18 protein-coding genes are annotated in these 21814 nt (G+C 67.2%); 6 read left to right on the top strand and 12 right to left on the bottom strand.

Going from position 1 to position 21814, the window contains the following annotated elements:
* Positions 1-9 precede the first annotated feature (9 nt).
* Both AB0L70_RS21350 and AB0L70_RS21345 read left to right on the top strand, forming a co-directional pair.
* A complete protein-coding gene (locus tag AB0L70_RS21350; protein ID WP_363686619.1) occupies positions 10-816 on the top strand; it encodes a class I SAM-dependent methyltransferase in 807 nt (268 codons plus the stop codon).
* Positions 813-1856: an acyltransferase gene (locus AB0L70_RS21345; RefSeq protein WP_363686617.1), complete on the top strand. Its 1044-nt coding sequence runs from the start codon at positions 813-815 to the stop codon at positions 1854-1856. The genes AB0L70_RS21350 and AB0L70_RS21345 overlap by 4 nt, the downstream gene beginning before the upstream one ends.
* Here AB0L70_RS21345 and AB0L70_RS21340 read toward each other — a convergent pair.
* Positions 1757-4483: an alpha-(1->3)-arabinofuranosyltransferase family protein gene (locus tag AB0L70_RS21340; RefSeq protein WP_363686615.1), complete on the bottom strand. Its 2727-nt coding sequence runs from the start codon at positions 4481-4483 to the stop codon at positions 1757-1759. The two genes, AB0L70_RS21345 and AB0L70_RS21340, sit on opposite strands and share 100 nt — an antisense overlap.
* A gap of 160 nt (positions 4484-4643) precedes the next feature.
* On the opposite strand from AB0L70_RS21340, the gene AB0L70_RS21335 reads away from it, so the two are divergent.
* Positions 4644-5876 carry a polysaccharide biosynthesis protein gene (locus tag AB0L70_RS21335; protein ID WP_363686613.1) on the top strand — a complete coding sequence of 411 codons (1233 nt, stop codon included), beginning with the start codon at positions 4644-4646 and terminating at the stop codon, positions 5874-5876.
* Between the two features lie 19 nt (positions 5877-5895).
* Here the strand turns inward: AB0L70_RS21335 and AB0L70_RS21330 are convergent, their stop codons facing one another.
* The 3 genes from AB0L70_RS21330 to AB0L70_RS21320 are packed head-to-tail and all read right to left on the bottom strand — an operon-like array spanning position 5896 to position 9559.
* Positions 5896-6870, bottom strand: a complete 975-nt coding sequence (locus AB0L70_RS21330; protein ID WP_363686611.1) for an ABC transporter permease subunit — start codon at positions 6868-6870, stop codon at positions 5896-5898.
* Between the two features lie 5 nt (positions 6871-6875).
* Positions 6876-7799 carry a carbohydrate ABC transporter permease gene (locus AB0L70_RS21325; protein ID WP_363686609.1) on the bottom strand — a complete coding sequence of 308 codons (924 nt, stop codon included), beginning with the start codon at positions 7797-7799 and terminating at the stop codon, positions 6876-6878.
* A gap of 5 nt (positions 7800-7804) precedes the next feature.
* A complete protein-coding gene (locus AB0L70_RS21320; RefSeq protein ID WP_363686607.1) occupies positions 7805-9559 on the bottom strand; it encodes an extracellular solute-binding protein in 1755 nt (584 codons plus the stop codon).
* 155 nt (positions 9560-9714) lie between these two features.
* Between AB0L70_RS21320 and AB0L70_RS21315 the strand changes: the two genes are divergently transcribed.
* Positions 9715-10194, top strand: a complete 480-nt coding sequence (locus AB0L70_RS21315) for an NUDIX domain-containing protein (protein ID WP_363686605.1) — start codon at positions 9715-9717, stop codon at positions 10192-10194.
* 9 nt (positions 10195-10203) lie between these two features.
* Here the strand turns inward: AB0L70_RS21315 and polA are convergent, their stop codons facing one another.
* The gene (gene polA, locus AB0L70_RS21310) at positions 10204-12906 is read right to left on the bottom strand and encodes a DNA polymerase I (RefSeq protein ID WP_363686908.1); all 2703 of its coding nucleotides are present in this window, start codon (positions 12904-12906) and stop codon (positions 10204-10206) included.
* 90 nt (positions 12907-12996) lie between these two features.
* Between polA and AB0L70_RS21305 the strand changes: the two genes are divergently transcribed.
* Entirely contained in the window at positions 12997-13419 is a 423-nt protein-coding gene (locus AB0L70_RS21305) for a hotdog fold thioesterase (RefSeq protein ID WP_363686603.1), read from the top strand.
* Here AB0L70_RS21305 and AB0L70_RS21300 read toward each other — a convergent pair.
* Positions 13382-14059, bottom strand: a complete 678-nt coding sequence (locus AB0L70_RS21300; RefSeq protein ID WP_363686601.1) for a GNAT family N-acetyltransferase — start codon at positions 14057-14059, stop codon at positions 13382-13384. The genes AB0L70_RS21305 and AB0L70_RS21300 overlap by 38 nt on opposite strands.
* Positions 14060-14186: 127 nt before the next feature.
* On the opposite strand from AB0L70_RS21300, the gene AB0L70_RS21295 reads away from it, so the two are divergent.
* Positions 14187-14927 carry a DUF554 domain-containing protein gene (locus AB0L70_RS21295; protein ID WP_363686599.1) on the top strand — a complete coding sequence of 247 codons (741 nt, stop codon included), beginning with the start codon at positions 14187-14189 and terminating at the stop codon, positions 14925-14927.
* A 15-nt stretch (positions 14928-14942) separates the two neighbouring features.
* On the opposite strand, the gene AB0L70_RS21290 is transcribed toward AB0L70_RS21295, so the two are convergent.
* The 6 genes from AB0L70_RS21290 to AB0L70_RS21265 form a co-directional block, all read right to left on the bottom strand.
* Positions 14943-15659, bottom strand: coding sequence for an ABC transporter ATP-binding protein (locus AB0L70_RS21290; protein ID WP_363686597.1), 717 nt, complete (start codon positions 15657-15659; stop codon positions 14943-14945).
* On the bottom strand, positions 15656-16672 hold the full coding sequence (locus tag AB0L70_RS21285; protein ID WP_363686595.1) for an ABC transporter ATP-binding protein: 1017 nt from the start codon (positions 16670-16672) through the stop codon (positions 15656-15658). The genes AB0L70_RS21290 and AB0L70_RS21285 overlap by 4 nt, the downstream gene beginning before the upstream one ends.
* Positions 16669-18381 (bottom strand): branched-chain amino acid ABC transporter permease, encoded by a 1713-nt coding sequence (locus AB0L70_RS21280; protein ID WP_363686593.1) that lies wholly within the window; start codon positions 18379-18381, stop codon positions 16669-16671. The genes AB0L70_RS21285 and AB0L70_RS21280 overlap by 4 nt, the downstream gene beginning before the upstream one ends.
* On the bottom strand, positions 18378-19715 hold the full coding sequence (locus tag AB0L70_RS21275; RefSeq protein WP_363686592.1) for a branched-chain amino acid ABC transporter permease: 1338 nt from the start codon (positions 19713-19715) through the stop codon (positions 18378-18380). The genes AB0L70_RS21280 and AB0L70_RS21275 overlap by 4 nt, the downstream gene beginning before the upstream one ends.
* Positions 19716-19799: 84 nt before the next feature.
* Positions 19800-21041: a branched-chain amino acid ABC transporter substrate-binding protein gene (locus tag AB0L70_RS21270; RefSeq protein WP_363686590.1), complete on the bottom strand. Its 1242-nt coding sequence runs from the start codon at positions 21039-21041 to the stop codon at positions 19800-19802.
* Between the two features lie 179 nt (positions 21042-21220).
* Positions 21221-21802, bottom strand: coding sequence for a response regulator (locus tag AB0L70_RS21265; protein WP_363686588.1), 582 nt, complete (start codon positions 21800-21802; stop codon positions 21221-21223).
* Between the last annotated feature and the right edge of the window lie 12 nt (positions 21803-21814).

The following is a 21814-nucleotide window of genomic DNA, read 5'->3' as shown; positions in this document are numbered from 1 at the left end:
GTTCGCTCCGTGAGTGAGCCGGTGCGGGTGGAGTTGACGGAGGCGGAGACTTCGCGGGCCAGTCGCGCGTACTGGAATTCGGCGGCCGGTGAGTACCTGGCCGAGCACGGCGACTTCCTCGGCGACGACCGCTTCATCTGGTGTCCCGAGGGTGTCGACGAAGAGCAGGCCCAACTGCTCGGTCCGGTCCGTGGCAAGCGGATCCTGGAGGTCGGGTGTGGTGCCGCACAGTGCTCGCGCTGGCTGGCGGCACAGGGTGCGAATGTCGTTGCCTTCGACATCTCCGTCGAACAGCTCCGGCTGGCCCGCCAACTCGACGTACGCACTGGCACGGCAGTCCGCACGGTGGCCGCGGATGCGGTGGCTCTGCCTTACCGGAGCAGCACGTTCGACATCGTCTGCTCGGCCTTCGGTGCGCTCCCGTTCGTCGCGGACGCCGAGACCGCCCTTCGCGAGATCGCCCGTGTGCTGAAGCCGGGCAGCCTGCTCGTGTTCTCGGTGACGCACCCGTTCCGCTGGGCGATGCCGGACGATCCCAGCCCGGCCGGTCTGCGGATCAACCACTCCTACTTCGACCGCACGCCGTACGTCGAGGTCGATCAAGCCGGTACGCCGATCTACGCCGAGCACCACCGCACGACCGGCGACTGGATCCGTGCGCTCACCGGCGCCGGCTTCGTCGTCGACGATCTGCTCGAGCCGGAATGGCCGGCCGGTCATGACCTCATCTGGGGTGGTTGGGGCCCGGAGCGCGGCCGACTCGTCCCCGGTACTGCCATCTGGTCGGCCCACCGTGCGGTAGAACTGCCCAGATGAGATCCAGGTTCCCGGCACTGGACGGACTGCGGGCCCTCGCCGCCCTCGCGATTCTGGCGTCCAACGTCGGGTTGTCGCTGAACAGTCCGCTGCTGGCCCGACTGGACGCCGGTGTAGCGGTCTTCTTCGCGATCTCCGGGTTCCTGCTCTACCGTCCGCACGCGGTCGCGTGGTTCGAGGGCACGCTGCCCCCTCTCACCCTGCCGTACCTGAGGAACCGCGCTCTGCGGATCCTGCCCGTCCTGTGCGTCGCCGTACTGCTGACCCTCGTGCTGGTCCCGGACTGGCGCTCACCCGTCTGGTCGAGGCAGTTGTGGATCGCCGCGACCGCAGGCACGTTCTACATCCTGCTACCGGCGTTGGCGAAGCTGCTGACCGCGTACGAGCGTCCCACTCGACGCAGTGTGCGCTGGCGCCTCGCCGTACTCGGTGTGTTCACTCTGCTCGGGCCGGCGTGGATGGCCGTCACCGCGACGAACCACCCGCAGGCGGGACTCTGGCTGCCCGGGTACGTCGGATGGTTCGCAGTCGGCATGGGATTCGCACTGTGGCAGGTGGCTCGGGCCAGCGGCCGGCTCGCGCCGTCTGCCCTCGACACCCTCGCCAAGATTCCCGGGACCTTGTGGGGAATCGCTGCGGCGTTGCTGTTGATCGCAGCGACTCCGTTGGCCGGGCCATACGACCTGTCCGCCTCCACACCGGGCCAGGCGTTCGTGAAGAGCCTCCTGTACACCGGAATCGCCGCCTGTGTGCTGTTCCCGGCTGTGCAGACAGGTGGCGTCCTAGGCGGCACGGTCGCTCGTGTCGGCGGGAAGCTCGCGTACGGCGTCTTCGCGTATCACCTGATCGTGTTGAGCGTGATCGAGCGGCTGACCGGTCAGTTCGCCGTACGCCTCGTCGGCACGCTGGTGGTCTCGGTGGCGCTCGCCGGGGCCAGCTACTACTGGATGGAGCGGCCCATCCTGCGGCGCGGAGCGAAGACGGCCAGCCCGAGCACTGCCAGCAAGGCGAGTAGCCCGAGTAGCAACCCGGCTCGGTAGAGCCGGTCCGGCATGAAGCTGGCGGTGACGACCTGCTCCGGTCCTGCCGGTAGCACCCAGCCCTGCTGCCAGCCGGCCACGCGGATCGGCGTGAGCTTGTGGCCGCTGCCGTCGTACGCCTCCCAGCCCGCGTTGTAGTTCTGCGCGACGGTCAGCACGGACTGCTCGTCCGCCTCCGGAACCTCGGCGGTCAGCTCGGCCGGGTTGGGACGCCAGATGTCGACGCTCTGCTGCGACGTCACCGACACGTTGCCGAAGCCTGCCCTGGTCAGCGTCGTCTCGACCGGTACGAAGCCACCGCCGGCCGACACGTCCACGTTGTGGCGTCCTGCCTGCAGCGGGACCATCGCACACGCGCTGAAACTGACCGGCCGCCGCTGCACCAGATCCCGCGTGGTCGCCTTGACCTGCGTGGGCGTGGGTACGCCGTTCACTCGCACCGCCGGCCCCTTCCCGCAGGGCACACCGACCTTGGCGTTCGGCGCAAGCGCCTTGCGCAACTCATCCGCGCCCAGCACCTGCACCTCGGCGACTGCGACCGGCGCCGACCCGATCTTGGTGAAGTTCACCTGGACCGTCCGCGCCATCCGCTGGGTGAACCGGACGTATCCGGCTGCATCGACCGTGCCCCGAACCGCTGGTCCACCGTCGAACCGCAGCATCACCTCAGCCGGCAGCTCCCCCTCGGTCCGGAACTGCAGCCCGGTCAAACCCCTTGCCTCCGGCAACTTCAGCGTCAGGCTCGGGTCCGGGTCACTCGGGTTCGCGACCCAGCTGGTCGCGAGATCGCGGTCGACGGCCGCACCCGGCCGACCCTCCGGAGCCGTGACCGCCCGGGACGAGGCCGAGGCGGTGATAGCCCCCGGCACCACCAGCATTGCTTCCAGCGCGGCACCGTCCTTGGGCAGCGCGGTCCCCTGCACCTGGTACGACGCTCCTTGCGGCAGTTCCACACTCCGGAACAGCCCGTCCGGCTCCTCCGAACCCTTGGCCTGGCCCTGCTGACAGATCGGCCGGGTACCGAAGTGCAGACAGGCGGACCGCCCGATCTGCTGGTTCCTGAATACGAGTGCGCTCGGCTGCCGCTCATTCGGCGGCACCTTGAGCCGACTGACCGACTGCGCTCCGACGTCGACCAGACCGCCGCTCCGCGGCCGCGCCGTACTGGCGGCCGTGGCGTCCGTCTGGATCAGCGGGGGCTCGTCGAGCCGGCCGACCGCGTCGGAACTGGTGATCGCGCCGCGATCGCCACCGATTGCCGTCAACGCGGCCGGTACGTCCTGCGCGTCACCACGGACCTCTACGAGCCGCGACTGCGGGATCAGCCGACCCGTATTGGTGTCGCCGGTGTCGAAGATCTCCACACTCGGGTACCGCAGGCTCGCAGCGGGACCGAAGTATGCCACCCGCCTGATCCCTGCTTCCGCGAGGCTCTCGTGGACCACAAGGGCGTCCGAGGTGTCGTTGCGCAGTACGACGTACTTGATGCCGGCACGTGTGAGCGACTGGCGCAGAGTCTGGTCGCCAACCCCGGAAGCGAGCCGTCGATCCACCTCCTCCAGCCAGGGCGTCGTACCGCCAATCGCAAGGGGTCGCTTGACCAACGCCTCCAACGGCGCGGACTGCGTGAGCAACACACTCCCCGGCGCAGGCTGGTTGTCGAGCCACGACGCGGCTTGACGCCACTGCGCCGGGATCGCGTCGTACCCGTCGTCCCGGGGCAACTGACCCAACGCGGCAGACACAGCGAGCCCCGCGACCAGCGCCGGTACGACGCGGCGATGGATGCCTCGCGCAGTCGACCACTCCAACAGCCGACTCAGGAAATGCGCGGCGGCGAGAGCCAGTGGCACGAGTACGACGACAGCGAAGTCCTGCGGCTCCGTGGGCAGCGAGAACGGCGGACTGTAGTGGTTGACCAGCAGCAGCGGCGCGAGCCACCAGATCGATACGGCGACCACACAGCCGAGCCAGCCGATCGCCAGCTTCAGCGTGGTCCGGTCGAGCCGCCGCGTGGCCAGCCAGAGCACCGGCAGTACGAGCGTTACCGCTGTGCCGACCGCGTCGACTCCCCCGACCAGTGCGAACGCCACAGCCGACCATCCGACTCGCGACCACCCGGACCGGAAGCGCGGGCTGACCAGCGGCAGCAGGATCCACGGAGCCATCGCGATCGGCCACGCCTCGACCGAGAGCTCACCGATCAGGCGCGGGCTCAACGCGTAGAGCAGAGCGACCGCGAACCGGGTCCAAGGCACGCCGTACCGCAGGCTGCCGCACAACTTCCAGACCCCGAGGAACGCAACGCAGAGGACCACAGACCACCACAGGCGTTGAGTGATCCAGTCCGACACCGACAGCGCATCCAACAACCAATAGAACGGGCCTAGTGGCAGCAGATAGCCGTAGACCTGGTCCTGCACCGAACCAAGCGCGACCTGCGGATCCCACAGGTGCAGCGCGCGGGCCAGGAACGCACCGGGGCCCGCGGTGAGACCGAGCCGACTGTCCGGGACGATCTTGCCGGGTGCCTGCTGAAAGCACAGCGCGATCAGGACCAGGCAGCCCAGCACGAGCCGCGCCCGCCAGACCACCTGCTCCGAACTGCCTGCCTTCAGTCTCCGCATCAGGCGGGAACAGTAGCGGATCGGCGGGACCGCTTTGTCGCCCCGGCGAACCGGCTCCTATTCTTTAACCCGTCTCGTACGTCGTACGAGACTCCGAACGAGCAGCCGGGACAGTGATCAGCAGAGGATGAGTTCGGACACCACGCCGGAACAGGAGCCCATGGCACCGCGACTGGCGTTCCTGCGCAGTGCCACGATCGTTGCCGTCGGCATGGCGATCATGAACGTGGCCGCCTACGGCTTCACGCTGATCGGCACTCACCGGCTCGCGCGCGAGCAGTTCGGCGCGATCACCGCACTGCTCGGCCTGCTGCTGATCGGCAACGTCGCCTCACTCGGTCTGCAGGCGACCGGAGCTCGGCGGCTCGCCACGCATTCCGGCGACGGCGACAGTGCCGCGGATCTCGCGGACGCGATGCTCAAGGCCGGGCGACGTGCGGCACTCGGGCTCACGGTTGTCTGCCTGATCGCCACGCCGCTGCTCATGTGGCTGCTGCACATCGACTCGGTAGTGTCGATCCTGCTGCTCGCCCCCACGCTCGGTTTCCTCACGCTGATGGGCTCCCAGCTCGGTGTCCTGCAAGGCAGCCAGCGCTGGACCGAACTCGCCGCGGTGTACACCGCGGTCGGGGTCGGTCGCCTGGTGTTCGGTGGTGGCGCGCTCTTCCTGCACCCGTCGCTCGACTGGGCGATGATCGGTCTCGCGCTCGGCGCCGCCGTACCCGCTCTGCTGGGTGGGTTCCTGCTGCGTGGGTCTGCCGGCGCATCCGCGGCGCAGGTCAAAGAGGTACTGCGGGAGACGGTGCACGGCACGCACACCCTGCTCGCGTTCTTCGCGATCGCCAATGCGGACGTGCTGTTCGCGCGTGCACTGCTCGACGGCACGGACAGCGGGTACTACGCGGCCGGTGTGATCGTGGCGAAGGCGTGCTTGTTCCTGCCGCAGTTCGTCATCGTGATCGTGTTCCCGTCCCTGGCCAGCTCCCCCGGCGACACCGTTCGGCTGCGCCGGGCGATCCAGGCCGTCGCGGGGCTCGGCGTGTGCGCGGTGATCGGCACGCTCATCCTGCCGGACCTCGTGGTCACGATCATCGGCGGCAAGGAGAAGTACGCACCGCTCGGCCCGTACACCTGGTTGTTCGCGATCGCCGGGTCGGCGTACGCCGTACTGCAGCTGGTCGTGTATGCGGCGATCGCGCAGCAGGAGAAGCGTGCGGCGCTGCTGATCTGGGTCGGCCTGGTCGTTCTCGCGATCGCCGCAGGAGTCGTCCTCGGCACTGACATCGCCACCGGCCTCACCGGCGTCAAGGTCCTGGTCGCCATGACCAGTGCCTGCGCCCTCCTGCTGTCGGCCGGCCTGGCGGCAGGACTCCACCGCCAGGCGACCGACTAACTCACCACAGACTTGCCCGTTACCAAAGACTGGACCGTGCGAACCGGCGGGCGATCGTGTTCGCGAGCACCAGCAGGACCAGACCGATGACGGACCGGAACAGCCCGATCGCCGCCGCATAACTGAACTGCGGCACCTGCGACGCGAAGCCGAGTTTGTAGACGTAGGTGTCGATCACTTCGGACGCCTGCAGGTTCAGCGTGTTCTGCAGCAGCAGCACCTTCTCGAAACCGGACGTCATGATCGAGCCGATGTTCAGGATCAGCAGGATCACCGCGACCGGCCGGATCGCGGGCAGGTCGATGTGCCAGACCCGGCGGAGCCTGGACGCTCCGTCGACGATCGCGGCCTCGTGCAGCTCCGGCGAGACGCTGGTCAGCGCCGCGAGGTAGATGATCGCCGAGAACCCCATCGTCTGCCACGAGCTCGACCAGACGAACAGATGCCGGAAGTAGTCCGGATTGTTCAGTACGTCGATCGGACCCGCCCCGAACAGTCCCAGGAACTGGTTCAGTACGCCGGTGTTCGGATCGACGATGACCACGATCAGGCCGACGACGACCACGGTCGAGATGAAGTGCGGTGCGTAGGTGATCAGCTGGACCGATCGGCGGTACCAGCGGCGCCGGGCCATGTTCAGGCCGAGCGCCAGCAGGATCGGCGGCCAGAACGTCGCGAACAGCTCGTACGCCTGCAGGATCAGCGTGTTCTTGATCAGCCGCCAGAACTGGTACGACTCGGCGAACCGTTCGAAGTACTTGAGCCCGACCCACCGGCTGCCGAGGATGCCGTCGACCACGTTGTAGTCCTTGAACGCGATGATCGCGCCGTACATCGGCCAGTAGGCGAAGAGCGCCAGCCAGATCAGCGGCAGGGCGAGCATCGCGTAGAGCTGCCAGTTGCGTCGCATCCGGGTGCGCAGACCGATGGCTTGCTTGGCCGGCCGGGCGCCGCTGCGCGCAGGATTGCGTCGTACCAAGGTCTCGGTAGCCATGGTTGTCAGCCCTTCAACGAGCCGACCATGGCCCCCTTGACGAAGTGCTTCTGCACGAAGGGGTAGATCAGCAGTGGCGGAATGATGGCGATCACGATCAGCGAGTACTTCAGCTGCTCCTGCAGTTCCTTCATCTTGATCAGCTCGGCGGTGTCGCGGACCTGGGACGGATCGAACTGGTTCTGGATCAGGATCTGCCGCAGCACCATCTGCAACGGGAACAGGTGCTCGTTGGTCAGGTAGATCAGCGCGCTGAACCAGGAGTTCCATTGGGCCACGGCGTAGAAGAGCAGGTTGACCGCGATGATCGGCTTGCTCAGCGGCAGCACGACCCGCCAGAAGAACCCGAAGTCGGTGCAGCCGTCGACCTTCCCGGCCTCGACCAGTTCCTCGGGGATCGTGGACTGGAAGAACGTCCGGGTGATGATCATGTTCCAGACCGCGAGAGCGGCCGGCAGGATGATCGCCCAGCGGGTGTTCAGCAGCCCGAGCCGGTCCACCACCAGGTACGTCGGGATCATGCCGCCGCTGAACATCATCGTGAACACGAACAACGCCATGATGATGCCCTTGCCCGGCAGCCCGCGCCGCGACAGCGGGTACGCCGCCAGCAGGGTCAGCGCGGTCGCGATCAGCGCACCACCGATCGCGTAGATCACCGAGTTGCTGAACCCGCTGACGATCGAGTCGTAGTCGAAGATCGCCTTGAACGCCTCGGTGCTGAAACCGACCGGCCAGAGCCAGACCTTGCCGGAGACAACGTTCTTCGGATCGCTCAGCGACGCGCTGAAGACGTAGATCAACGGGTACAGGACCGCGAGCGTGAACAGGCCGAGCGCGGTGTAGTTGCAGATCATCACGATCCGGTCGGACCGGGTCTCCTTGACCGGTGCGGGTGCGCCGGCCGGTGCCGCCGTTGCCGTAGCCATCGCGATCACCCCTGGTAGGTCTCGTAGGCGGCCTGCTGGATCTCCAGGTAGGGCTTCAGCCCGATCTTGGTGATGCGCTCGGTGTAGTCGCGCCAGTGCCCGTCGTCGTTCGGATCGAGCTTGCCGGTGACGAACTTCGCCATCGACGTGGTGATCTCGCCCTTGAGGTTCAGGCCGATCTCGGCGTCCTGCGCGGCCTGGTCGGACTCGAACGTGACCGGCGGGAACTGCTGCTCCATCGGTTGCTTGTACTGGAACAGGTGATCCCGGGTCTGTTCGTACAGCGGTGACTCGAACGTCGGCCGCTTCGGGTCGACCCGCTCGGCCAGCCGGAAGTCGCCGGAGCGGTACATCACGCCGTACTGGTCCCAGGTCTTGCCCTTGGTGGCATCGGTGTTCCAGGAGTCGTAGCCGTAGATCGACTGCTTGCCGTTGATGCCCTTGTCGCCCTTGGCCGACCAGCGGAAGCCCGGACCGGCGTACGAGCGCAGTACGACCTCGAGATCCAGCTGGTAGTCGGCCCAGCGAGTCAGCAGGTCGGGCCGGCGGCACTTGCGGGTGACCACGAGCGTGCCGACCTCGAGCCCGACCTTGAGGTAGTCCCACGGCGCGATCTGGACGCCGTTCGGGCCCTTCAGCGGCGACATCGTCTCGTACTGCCGCCAGCGGGCCTTCGGGTCCTCCAGGTCCAGGGTCATCAACGTGCCCCAGTAGTAGACCCGGGCGCCGCCGAGGATCGGGCCGCCCGGGTTGTCGCCGTACCGTTTGATCTGGTCCTCGTTCGCGGTGAAGATGTCCTTGGCCAGCAGGCCGTCGGCGTACAGGCTGCGTAGGTACCTGAGTCCTTCGCGCCACTCGTCCTTGATGTAGTTGGCCTCGACCTTGCCGTCGTTGACGACCAGCCAGGGATCACCGGGGTTGTAGAGGAACGCGTTCATGAAGTACGTGTCGAGCGGCGCGTCCTTGTAACCACCGAACGGGACCGTCTTCCCACCGCCGGCCGGGTCGGACTTCTTGAACGCCGTCAGCACCTCACGGAACTCGTCGGTCGTGGTCGGCATCGCCAGGCCGACCTTGCGCAGCCACTCGGTGTTGAGCAGGGCCCGGCCGTTCGAGGCCCGGCAGTGATAGCAGTCGTTGACGTCGGGGAAGCTGTAGATGTGCTTGTCCGGTGACACCATCAGCTTGCGCGCCTCGGCGTTGTCCTTCATCACCTGCTGGAGATTCGGCGCGTACTTGTCCAGGTACGGCGCCAGGTCCACGAACAGGTTCTGCGCGCCGTACAGATAGAGCTGTGAGCGGGTGAACGAGATGCCGAGGAACGCGTCCGGGATGTCGCCGGCCGCCATCATCGCGTTGACCTTCGTCATCGTCTCGGCGTTCTTGCCGTCGCCGGCCACCTGACGCCACTCGATCCTGATCCCGGTCTGCTGCTCCATCCAGCGGGTGAACTCGTTCTTGGACCAGTCGCCGACCACCAGGCTCTGCGGGACCACGACCGAGAACGTCGCCGGCTCCTTGACGATCGCCGTCCGCTGGCGGGCCACCGGGCCGACATACCCGGGCGGATAGTTGACCCCGGTCTTCTTCGGCCCGAGCGGGACCGGCGGGGCACTCAGACTCTCGGGAGCAGCGCCTGCCGCGGCCGACCCGGAACTGCAGCCACTCAGCACACCACTACCGCCGACCGCGGCAATACCGAGCGCACCGGCCAGCACCACGCGCCGCCGTACTCCGTCCGTTCCCACGTCTTGTCGCATCTCGCCTCCCGATGGACATATGAGATATCCGATAGGATCTCGGATCCGTGATCGCAAAGAATGGCAGATCCGGTAGCAGCACGGAAGGGGTTGATCACGGGAAGCTATTACTTTTCTACAGAAAGTAATAGGTCCTACCCGGTAGGGTTCTGGGCATGCCGACCCCGAAGTTCATCCTCGAGCTGCGCGAGAAGATCGGGCACGACCTGCTCTGGCTGACCGGTATCACCGGTGTGGTCCTGAACGAGCAGGACGAGATTCTGCTGGTCCGGCGGGCCGACAACGGGCAGTGGAGCCTGGTCGCCGGGATCCTCGAGCCGGGTGAGCAACCGGCTGCCGGCCTGATGCGCGAGATCCAGGAAGAGACCGCGGTCGAGGCAGCGATCGACCGCCTGGTGAGCATCGAGTCACTGCCGCCGGGAAGCTACCCGAACGGTGACCAGGTCCAGTTCCTCGACCTGTGCTTCCGGTGCCGGCCGCTACGGGGCGAGCCGCGGGTCAACGACGACGAGTCGCTCGAGGTGCGGTGGTGGCCGCTGAACGACCTGCCACCGTTGACGGATCGGGAGAAAGTGGCGATCGAGAACGCCCTCTCCCCCGACCCGATGCCGATCTACGTGCAGTCGGCCGACTGACGCCGGCTGCTAGTGCGCGGCCTCGTGCCAGGTGCGGCCGACACCGACCGAGACGTCGAGCGGGACAGTCATCTCGACCGCGTGGCCCATGTCGCGGCGGACCAGCTCCTCGAGCGGCTCGCGCTCGCCCGGGGCGATCTCGAAGACCAGCTCGTCGTGGACCTGGAGCAGCATCCGCGACTTCAGGCCGGACGCGCGCAGTGACGCCTCGACCTTGAGCATCGCCATCTTGATCACGTCCGCGGCCGAGCCCTGGATCGGTGCGTTCAGCGCCATCCGCTCGGCCATCTCGCGCCGCTGCCGGTTGTCGCTGGTCAGGTCCGGCAGATACCGCCGGCGGCCCAGGATCGTCTCGGTGTACCCGGTCTTGCCGGCGTCGATCACGATCGAGCGCAGGTAGTCGCGGACGCCGCCGAAGCGCTCGAAGTACTCGTCCATCAACCCCTTCGCCTCGTCCACGCCGATCTTCAGCTGCTGGCTCAGCCCGTATGCCGACAACCCGTACGCGAGCCCGTAGTTCATCGCCTTGATCTTGGCGCGCTGCTCCTGCGTCACCTCGGACGGCTCGACCGAGAACACCCGCGACGCCGTCACCGAGTGGAAGTCCATCCCCGAGTTGAACGCGGAGATCAGCCCCTCGTCCGCGGACACGTGCGCCATGATCCGCATCTCGATCTGGCTGTAGTCCGCCGACATCAGCGACTCGTAGCCCTCGCCGACGATGAAGGCCTGCCGGATCCGGCGGCCCTCCTCGGTCCGGATCGGGATGTTCTGCAGGTTCGGGTCGGTCGAGCTGAGCCGGCCGGTCGCCGCGATGGTCTGGTTGAACGTGGTGTGGATCCGCGCGTCCTTCGGGCTGATCGTCTTCAGCAGCCCCTCGACCGTCTGCCGCAGCCGGGTCGCGTCGCGGTGCGCCAGCAGGTACGCCAGGAACGGGTGCTCGGTCTTCTCGAACAGCGCCTGCAGCGAATCCGCGTCGGTGGTGTACCCGGTCTTGGTCCGCTTGGTCTTCGGCATCTGCAGCTCGTCGAACAGCACGACCTGCAACTGCTTCGGCGAACCGAGGTTGATCTCCTTGCCGATCACCTCGTACGCCGCCGTCGCGGCCTCCCGCACTCCGGTGGCGAACCGCTCTTCGAGCTGCTCCAGGTACGGCCGGTCGACGGCGATCCCGAACCGCTCCATCCCGGCGATCACATCGATCAGCGGCAGCTCGACGTCCGCGAGCAACGCCGTACCCGCTTGCTTCTCGAGCTCGGCGTCGAGGGTGTCGGCCAGGTCCGCGATCGCGCGCGCCCGCAGCATGGTGTGATCCGCGGCCGGGCCACCCTCGACATCGTCGAAGCTGAGCTGGCCGTTGTCGGCTTCCTCGTTGCGCAGCTCGCGCTTGAGATACCGCACGGTCAGGTCGGCCAGATCGTACGAGCGCTGGTCCGGACGGGCGAGGTAGGCACTCAGCTGGGTGTCCGAGCTCAGCCCGGCCAGCGTCCAGCCACGCTCCAGGAAGCCGAGCAGCGGCCCCTTCGCGTCGTGCAGTGCCTTCGGCTGCTTCGGGTCGGCGAGCCAGGCCTGCCAGGCCGCGTCGTCGTCCGGCGTCAGCATGCTCGGGTCGAACCACGCGGCCGCGCCGGAGGTGTTCGCCAGCGCCAGACCGGTGATCTCGCCGGTGCCGCGGCCCCAGCTGCCCTGCACCGCGACGCCGACGCGCTCACCGCCGCTCACGTGCTCCTTGAGCCAGGCCGCCACCTCGCCGGGCTTCAGCTGCACACCCTCCAGCTCGAACCCGTGGTCGACGGTCGCGTCGACCTCCTCGTGCTCGGCGACCAGTCGCTCGCGCAGCACCCGGAACTCCAGGCTGTCGAACAGCGTGTGCACCTTGTCCCGGTCCCACGGCGTCCGGACCAGGTCGTCCACCACGACGTCCAGCGTCAGGTCGCGGACCAGCTCGTTGATCTGCCGGTTCCGGATCACGTCGGCCAGGTGCTCGCGCAGCGATTCGCCGGCCTTGCCCTTGATCTCGTTGACCCGGTCGACCACATCGTTCAGCGAGCCGAACTGGTTCAGCCACTTGGCCGCCGTCTTCGGCCCGACGCCGGGCACACCCGGCAGGTTGTCGCTCTGCTCCCCCACCAGCGCGGCCAGATCCGGATACAGCCGCGGCGGCACGCCGTACTTCTCCTCGACCGCGGCCGGGTCCATCCGGGCGATCTCGGACACACCGCGCTTCGGGTAGAGCACCGTGACGTCGTCGCTGACCAGCTGGAACGCGTCCCGGTCACCGCTGGAGATCAGCACCTCGAAGCCCTGCTCGGCGGCCTGCGTCGCGAGCGTGGCGAGGATGTCGTCGGCCTCCCAGCCGTCGATCTCGGTGGTCGGGATCCGGAGCGCCTCCAGCACCTCCTTGACCAGCGAGACCTGACCCTTGAACTCGTCCGGCGACTTCGACCGGCCCGCCTTGTACTCCGCGTACTGCTCGGAGCGGAAGGTCTTGCGGGACACGTCGAACGCGACGCAGATGTGCGTCGGCTGCTCGTCGCGGAGCATGTTGATCAGCATCGAGGTGAACCCGTACACCGCGTTGGTGTGCTGCCCGGTGGTGGTGGAGAAGTTCTCCACCGGCAGCGCGTAGAACGCCCGGTAGGCCAGCGAGTGCCCGTCGAGCAGCAGGATCCGCGGTCGTCCCGAGCCGGGGGCCGCAGCGTCCTTGGTCATCGTCGAGGTGTTGGTATCTGGAGCCACACACCGACTCTAGTGGTTCCCATGGACAGTTCTGACCCGCCCGCGCGCAGGTAGTCTGCCCCTGTGACTGATCAGAGCATCGACCTCGGACCCGGCATGGGCATGGAGGGCACCCTCCTGCAGTTGATGGGCATCGTTGTCAGCGAGGCGACACCGGACCGGGTCGTCGCGACCATGCCGGTCAAGGGCAACACCCAGCCGTACGGGCTGCTGCACGGCGGCGCGTCCTGCGTCCTGGCCGAGAGCCTCGGCTCGATCGGTTCGGCGCTGCACGCCGCGAGCTACGACAAGGTCGCCGTCGGCGTCGACATCAACGCCACCCATCACCGTGCGGTGCGCGAGGGGACGGTGACCGGTGTGGCCACGCCGATCTACCTCGGCCGGACGACCACGTCGTACGAGGTCGTCATCACCGACGAGCGGGACAAGCGGGTCTGCACCGCCAGGATCACGTGCCAGCTGATTCAGGCTCCGCAGGGTAAGTGACGTCAGCACCCAGCGGCGGGACGGTGCCGAGCGGTGGGACGGCACCCAACGGCGGGACCGCGGCCGGGAACGAGCGGCCGAGCTGAGCCCGCCGGGCCGCTACTGACCGTCGCGACGAGAGCAGCGCGAGCAGGTTCGGTGCGTGTTCGGCGGCGAGCCGGCGACGCACGGTGTGCGTGTTCGCGAACCGCAGTACGCCGGCCTGTCCGAGGCCCAAGCGCGCAAGGAACCTGTTCGCTTCGCGCGCGACGGCCGGAGCGACCACGGCCAGATGTGCGCAGCTCTCGTGCTCGGCCCAGCCGACCGCCTCCGCGATCAGCGCCTTGCCCAGGCCGTGCCGACGGGCCTCGTCACTGACATGCAGGTACTCGATCGTGACGGTCAGGTCCTCGTGCAGCGGGCTGATCGCGGTCCGGCGCAGGTAGGCCATGCCGTGCACCACGCCGTCGAGCTCGCCGACCAGCAGCCGGCCGAACGGGTCGTCGAGGTGTTTGCTGACGGCAACCTCCACGGCCGCCTCGGACGGCGTCGCGGGCAGCCGGGACGGATGGCCACCGGCGGTGCTCAGCTCGCGCCACAACGCGACCAAGGCTGCGGCATCACCCCGCCGGGCGTCCCTCACCTCGATGGCTGATGCCACAGCGACCTCCTGGTCTGGTCCACCCCCGAGGTGAACGAGGACGGCGGATACGCTCGTCCTCGCGCAACAGTAGGCCCTTGGGGGTCAGTTGCAAAAGCAGCGCGACCCGGGCTGATCGGAGACAGGTTTGTTCATCGGAATCGGCACCGTCGTGAACGTCGCGACAGTGCTCGTCGGGTCGGTACTCGGCGTACTCATCGGCCATCGGCTGAGTCACCGGACCCGCGAGCTGGTCACCGACGCGATCGGTCTGGTCACGCTGCTGATCGCGATCTCGGCCGCGCTCACCGTGGGCGACGACGTACTCAGCGATGCCGTCGGCGACAGTGCTCCGGTCCTGATCGTGCTCGGTGCCATGCTGATCGGCGGGATCACCGGGTCGTTGTTGCGCATCGAGCAACGGCTGGAGGGTTTCGGTGCGTGGATCCAGCGGCGTTTCGACCGGGGTGAAGGCGAAGGCAAGTTCGTCGAGGGCTTCGTGTCCGCGTCGATGGTGTTCTGCGTCGGCCCGCTGACGTTCCTGGGCGCCCTGTCGGACGGCCTGGGCCGCGGCGCGGATCAGCTCTTCCTCAAGGCGGTCCTGGACGGCTTCACGTCGATCGCGTTCGCCGCGTCCTTCGGCTGGGGCGTAGCCGCGTCCGCTCTCGTCGTACTCGTCGTACAGGGCCTGATGACTGCGGTCGGTGCGGTGCTGGGCGACGTACTGCCGGACGCGCATGTGACCGCGCTCGGCGCGACCGGAGGCGTGATGCTCATCGGTGTCGCGCTCAGACTGCTGAAACTGAAGCAGGTCGCGGTCGCGGATCTGCTGCCCGCGCTGATCGTCGCGCCGCTGCTGGTTCAGTTGCTCGTTGTCATCCGCAACTGAACCAGCAGCAAGACGTCAGTCCTCGCCGAGGTACGCCTTGCGGACCTCGTCGTTGACCAGCAGGTCGCGACCGGTGCCGGACAGGACGATCTGGCCGACCTCCAGCACGTAGCCGAAGTCGGCCCGCTTCAACGCCGCCTGCGCGTTCTGCTCCACCAGCAGGATCGTCGTCCCCTGCTTCTGCAGTTCGGTGACCGTCGTCATGATCCGCTTCATCATGATCGGCGACAGACCCATCGACGGCTCGTCCAGCATCAGCAGCTTCGGCCGGCTCATCATCGCCCGGCCCATCGCCAGCATCTGCTGCTCACCACCGGAGAACGTCCCGGCCGGCTGCTTGCGCCGCTCCCCCAGGATCGGGAACAGGTCGTACGCCGCGTTCAGATCCGAGCGCACTCCGGCCGGATCCCGGCGCGCGAACGCGCCGAGCAGCAGGTTCTCCTCGACCGACAGCTTCGGGAAGATCCGCCGCCCTTCCGGCGAGTGCGCCAGCCCGCGTACGACGATGTCGTGCGCGGCCACGTGGTCGATCCGCTCACCCTGGAACAGGATCTCGCCCGACGACGGCCGGAGCAGGCCGGAGATCGTCCGCAGCGTGGTGGTCTTGCCGGCACCGTTCGTACCGATCAGCGACACCACCTGACCCTGCTCCACGCTGAAGCTGATCTTCTTCACCGCAACGATCTTGCCGTAGGCAACTTCCAGGTCTTTGACCTCGAGCATCGCGGTCACGAGTGGTTCCCCTCTTCGACGATCGTGGTGTCCTGGACGTGGGCGTCGGTGACGTCCACCTCCTCGTCGTCGTCCTCGCCGGTGCCGATATAGGCCTCGATCACGCGCGGGTCGGACTGCACCTCGTCCGGCGTGCCCTCGACCAGACCCTCGCCGCGGACCAGGCAGAGCACCCGGTCGCACAGGTTGAAGATGAACCGCATGTCGTGCTCGATCACCACGACGGCCAGGCCCGAGTCCCGGATCTTGAAGATCAGGTCACTGGCCTGCCGGGTCTCCTGCGGGTTCATACCGGCCGTCGGCTCGTCCAGCAGGATGAGCTTCGGGTCGGTGGCCAGGGCCCGGGCGATCTCCAGCCGGCGCTGGTCGCCGTACGGCATGTTCCGGGCCAGGTGCTCGGTCGACTTACCGAGGCCGACGAACTCGAGCAGCTCCTGGGCACGTTGCCGGGTGGCCGCTTCCTCGTACCGGAACTTCGGCCCGTGCAGGATCGAGGTGAGCGCGCCCGAGCTGGTCCGGCAGTACCGGCCGACCATGACGTTCTCCAGCGCGGTCATGTTCGCGAACAACCGGATGTTCTGGAACGTCCGGGCCATCCCGGCCCGGACCACGGCGCGCGGCTTCGGCGGCAGCGGTGCCAGCTCGCTGTCCACCGGCGCCGTCAGGGTCGGTCGTTCCGCCTTCTCGATCAGCGGCACCTCGCGGCGCCTCCTGAACACCGAGGAGTTCCCGGTCAGGACCTCGATGAAGGCGGCCCGCTTCTTCTTCTGCCGTGGCGAGGCGGCGAACCGGACCTGGCCGCTGGTCGGCCGGTACAGGCCGGTGAGGCAGTTGAAGAACGTGGTCTTGCCGGCCCCGTTCGGGCCGATCAGCCCGACGATCTCGCCCTGCCGAACGGTCAGGTTCACGTCGTTCACGGCCAGCAGACCACCGAACCGCATCGTCACACCGGTGGCCTCGAGAACCGTCGCGCCGGTCACCTGGGGCCGGGCCCTGTCCTGGACGGTGGTCATTTCGCCTCCTCGATGACGAGGCGCTCTTCTTCGACCGCGACGGCCAGCTCCTCGTCCTCCTCGTGGAACTCCAGCTGTCTGCGTCTGCTCGCGACCAGACCCTCAGGCCGGAACCGCATCATCAGCACCAGCAGCAGGCCGAACATCAGCAGCCGGTACTCGGAGAAGAACCGCAGCTTCTCCGGCAGCAGCTTCAGGATCGTTGCTCCCAGCAACACACCGGCGATGGTGCCCATACCGCCGAGCACGATCGCGGCGAGCAGGAACGCCGACTCCAGGAACTGGTACTGGTCCGGGCTGACCGCGGCGTCCTGATGGGCCTTGATGGTGCCGGCCAGACCGGCCAGGAACGCACCGATCGCGAACGCGAGCAGCTTCAGGCCGAAGACGTTCACGCCCATCGCCTCGGCGGCCTTCTCGTCCTCCCGGATCGCCACCCAGCCACGGCCGATCCGGCTGTTGTTCAGCCGGGAGAAGACCAGGATGACGAAGCCGATCAGGATCAGCAGCAGGAAGTAGTAGTTCGAGAACCGGCCGAGGTCGATACCCGCGACCACATGTTCCTTGCCGAAGTTGAACCCGCCGACCTCCAGGTCCGGGATACCCGGCACACCGTTCGGGCCGTTGGTCAGGTTCGGGCCGTTGTTGCCGTCCAGGTTGCCCATCGAGAACCGGAAGATCTCACCGAAGCCCAGCGTCACGATCGCCAGGTAGTCGCCCGACACGCGCAGTGTCGGCGTACCGATGATCAAACCGAGGATCGCGGACACACACGCACCGACGAGCACGACGACCAGGAACGGCGGCTTCCACCCGACGGTGGCGAACGCCGACGTCGAGAGCACCGCGGCCGTGTAGGCACCGGCGCCGAGGAAGGCGATGTACCCGAGGTCGAGCAGGCCGGCCAGGCCGACCACGATGTTCAGGCCCATCGCGGTGGCGCCGAAGATCAGCACCTGGTTCGCGATCGACATGTTCGCGTCCGAACCGTTCTGGGTGAACGGGAACACGAACGCGACCACGAACGCGGCCAGCGTGAGCACCTTCTTGTTCCGCTGCCCGACATGGCCGATCCACGTCATCGTCCCGGTCCGGAACAGCGCCGTCGCCACCACGGCGACGAACACCAGACAGAGGATGAATGACCAGGCGTCCTGCAGCCCGAGCGCGTACGCGGCGATGAACAGCACCGCGGCCATCAACACCGCGATCGCGAGGATCTCGACCCAGCTCGGCAGCCTCGCCTCGCTCATGTCCCGCAGTTGCCGCAACGGAAGCATCCAGGCCGAGACCGCGAGCAGCAGAGCACCGACGAGCGAGACGTAACCGCCCGGGTTCACGTTGATCAGGCCGTCGGACTCGACCGAGATCGCGACGATGACCAGCGCCATGTACAGCGCCATTCCGGTACCCAGCATGCGCAGGCCGACGGTCACGTCCAGCCAGGCGCCCAGCTTGGTCAGCGGGCCCTTCTCGGCCAGCAGCAGGACCAGCGACAGCAGCGCGGCGATGATCGCCAGGATCTGCAGACCACCGGGATAGAAGTTGATCGACAGGTCGTTCAGGATGTTGCCGTCGTAGCTCCACGACAGGAACGAGCCCACGATGAGCAGCGCCACACCGGCCAGGCCGAGCGGCCAGGCGATGGGCTTGGCCGGCTTGTCCGCCGGAGCCTCCGGTGCGACCGGAGGTGTCTTCACATCCGTCATGCCCTGTCCACCACCCTCGCGCCGAGCAGACCCTGCGGCCTGAAGACCAGGACCAGGATCAGGATCACGAACGCCCACACGTCCTTCCAGGTGCTACCACCGAACTGACCCGGGATGTACTGCGTGGCCATCGCCTCGACGACACCGAGGACCAGACCACCGACGACGGCGCCGTAGATGTTGCCGATACCACCGAGGACAGCGGCGGTGAACGCCTTCAGACCGGCCAGGAAGCCCATCCGGAACTCGATGTTGTTGTTCTGCAGGCCCTGCGAGACACCCGCGATGGCCGCGAGTACGGCGCCGAGCGCGAACGCGACCACGATGATGCGGTCGACGTTGATACCCATCAACCGGGCGGTGTCCGGGTCCTGCGAGACGGCCTGCATACCGCGGCCGAGCCGGGTCCGGTTCACGAAGAACCAGAGCAGGATCGCGCAGACCACGAGCGCCGCGACGGTGAAGATCGCGGACCGCTGGATGATCACGCCGCCGACGTCGATCGCCTGTCCGGTGACCACGTCGATCTGCGGGAACGGGATGCGCTGCTTGGCGCTCGGCCACTCGTACGGCTGACCCTTCAGGGTCAGGTCGGAGATGATCTTCTCGAAGATCACCCAGCCGAGCTCGGCCGCCGCGGCGGACGCGGCCGCGGCCAGCGCGATCGTCTGCAGCGAGGTCTCCGCGCGCGCCTTCGAGCGGGCCAGCTTGCCGGCCACCCAGCCGATCGCCGTACCGACGAGCGCGCCGAGGATGATCACACCGGGGATCAGCAGGACGGTCAGATCAGGGTTGACCAGCCGGACCACGGCCCACAGCAGCACGCCGCCGAAAGTTGCACCGAGCAACGGAGCACGGTCGTACCACTTGCTGACCGGGTGGTTCAGGTTCGTCTTCTCCCGGCGGGCGCCGAGAACGTAGCCGATGGCAACGGCCAGGCCGGCGAACACCGCGACCGTCCAGCCCGGACGCTCGTAGAACAGGCGGATGAACTCCTGCAGGAAGACGGAGATGCCGATGGCGGTGATCAGCGGTGCGAGTCGTGGCGCGTTCCGCAGGGGACGGTACGCGACACGTTCCATCAGCACCGCGGTGCCGACCGACGCGATCATCGCGCCGATGATCATGATCGGAAGGATCCAGACACCGGTCTTGCCGTTGAAGAACAACAGGTACGTGGTCAGTGCGCCGAACGCACCGATCATGAACACCTCGCCGTGGGCGAAGTTGATGAGCTGCACGATGCCGTAGACGACGGTGTACCCGACCGCGATCAGGGCGTACAGCGACCCTAGCGTCAGCCCGTTCACGAGCTGCTGGAGGAACTGGTCCACGTCGACCTCCCATCTGCCTCAGTTATGACACGCCACAGGGGTGGGAGGATCACTCCCACCCCCGGGGCATGAGGTCGACTTTCTTTACTTGGTTTCGAACGCCTTGGTCTGGACCGTGGCCCACTGGCCGGCGTCGACCTTGTAGACGGTCAGCACCTTGGTGGTGCTGTCGCCGTACTGGTCGAAGGCGACCTTGCCGGTCACGCCGTCGAACGCAACCTTGCCCAGGGCATCAACCGTGGCCTGGCGCGCGGACTCGACGTCCTTGGCATCCTTCAGCGACGTCTTGAGCGCGTTGATGATCGAATTCGCCGCGTCGTAGGAGTAACCGCCGTACGCCGCCGAGTCCTCCTTGTACCCCTCCGTCTTGTAGTCGGCGAGGAACTTCTTGCCGGCCTCGGTGGAGTCGGTCGGAGCACCGACGGAGGTGGACAGGTCGTTCGTCGCCGTCTTACCCGCCAGGGTGATGTACTTCGGGTCCTTGATGCCGTCGCCGCCCATCAGCGGGACGTTCAGGCCGGCGGCCTTCATCTGCTGCGAGAGCGGACCGGCCTGCGGGTACTCACCACCGTAGTAGACCGCCTGCGGGGCGCTCGGCTTGATCGCGGAGATCACGGCCTGGAAGTTCGCGTCGTCCGGGTTGATGGTCTGGGCCGACGTGATCGTCCCACCCAGCTTCTTGAACTCCTCGGTGAAGGTGCCGACCAGACCCTGGCCGTACGCCTTCTTGTCGTGAATCGTCGCGACCTTGGTGATCTTCGCGGTCTCGTAGAGGTACCGAGCGGCGAAGGGACCCTGGATGGCGTCGGTGGTGCAGGTGCGGAAGTACGTGGGGTACGGCCGCTTCGGGTCGGTCTGCCACTGTGCACCCTGGGTCAGGCCCGGGCCGGTGTTGGCCGGCGAGACCTGGACGATGTTCTTCGGGGCGAGCACCGGCTGGACCTGCTGGCTGACGCTGGTGTTCAGCGTGCCGACCACACCGATCACGTCGGCGTCACCGGCGAGCGCGGTGGCCGCGTTCTTACCGGGGTCCGGCTTGCCCTCGTCGTCCTTCGGGACGACCTCGAGCTTCCAGCCCGGAATCGCGCCGGAGTCGTTCGCCTGCTTCACGGCCAGTTCGACCGAGTGCTGGATGCCCAGACCAAGTGCCGACAAGTCTCCCGACAGAGGCGCGATCACGCCGATCTTGGCGGTCTTGGTCGACCCTCCGGAGTCCCCCCCGGAGTCGTCGCCGCTGCGTGAGCCGCAGGCAGTCAGGGCCAACGACGCAACGATCAGCGACGCGCCGACCCTTACTACGGAACGCTGGTGCACTGTTCCTCCCATGTCTGGAAAGTCCGGCGATCCCCGGACTCCCGCGTTTGCCGCGAGCACCCGCAGGTTAGACCTCCCTGAGCTCTTCCGGCGATGTGACGGAGCGTGTGTTGTGAGGTCGTTACAGCGGTAAGCAGCATGGGGTTAGGTCATTGCTGTACGCGCGCTCAGGGCGGCGAACAGAGAGTGATTCAGTCGCTACCGCCAGCCTCGTCAACAACCAACTCCGCGACCTGGCGCATGGAAACTCTTTTATCCATTGCGGTTTTCTGGATCCACCGGAACGAGTCCGGCTCGGACAGCCCGAACTTGGTCTGCAGGATCGACTTGGCCCGGTCGACCAGCTTGCGGGTCTCCAGCCGCTCGGCCAGGTCGGCGACCTCACGCTCCAGCTCGGCGAGCTCGACGTACCGGGAGGCGGCGATCTCGATCGCGGGCAGCAGGTCGGCCTTGGAGAACGGTTTCACCAGGTACGCCATCGCGCCGGCGTCGCGGGCCCGCTCGACCAGCTCACGCTGCGAGAAGGCGGTCAGCATCAGCACCGGTGCGATCCGGTCACCGGCGATCTTCTCCGCCGCGCTCAGCCCGTCCAGCTTCGGCATCTTGACGTCGAGGATGACCAGATCGGGCCGATGCTCGGTCGCCAGCCGGATGGCCTCTTCCCCGTCCCCCGCCTGCCCGACAACGTCGTACCCCTCCTCCGCCAGCATCTCGGCCAGATCCATCCGAATCAAAGCCTCATCCTCAGCGATCACCACACGCTTAGCAGTCACCCCCACACCTTA

The sequence above is a fragment of the Kribbella sp. NPDC051952 genome (assembly GCF_040680855.1).
Classification (GTDB): domain Bacteria; phylum Actinomycetota; class Actinomycetes; order Propionibacteriales; family Kribbellaceae; genus Kribbella.
Note: the sequence above shows the minus strand (reverse complement) of the source record. Positions and strands in the feature narration are given on the sequence as shown.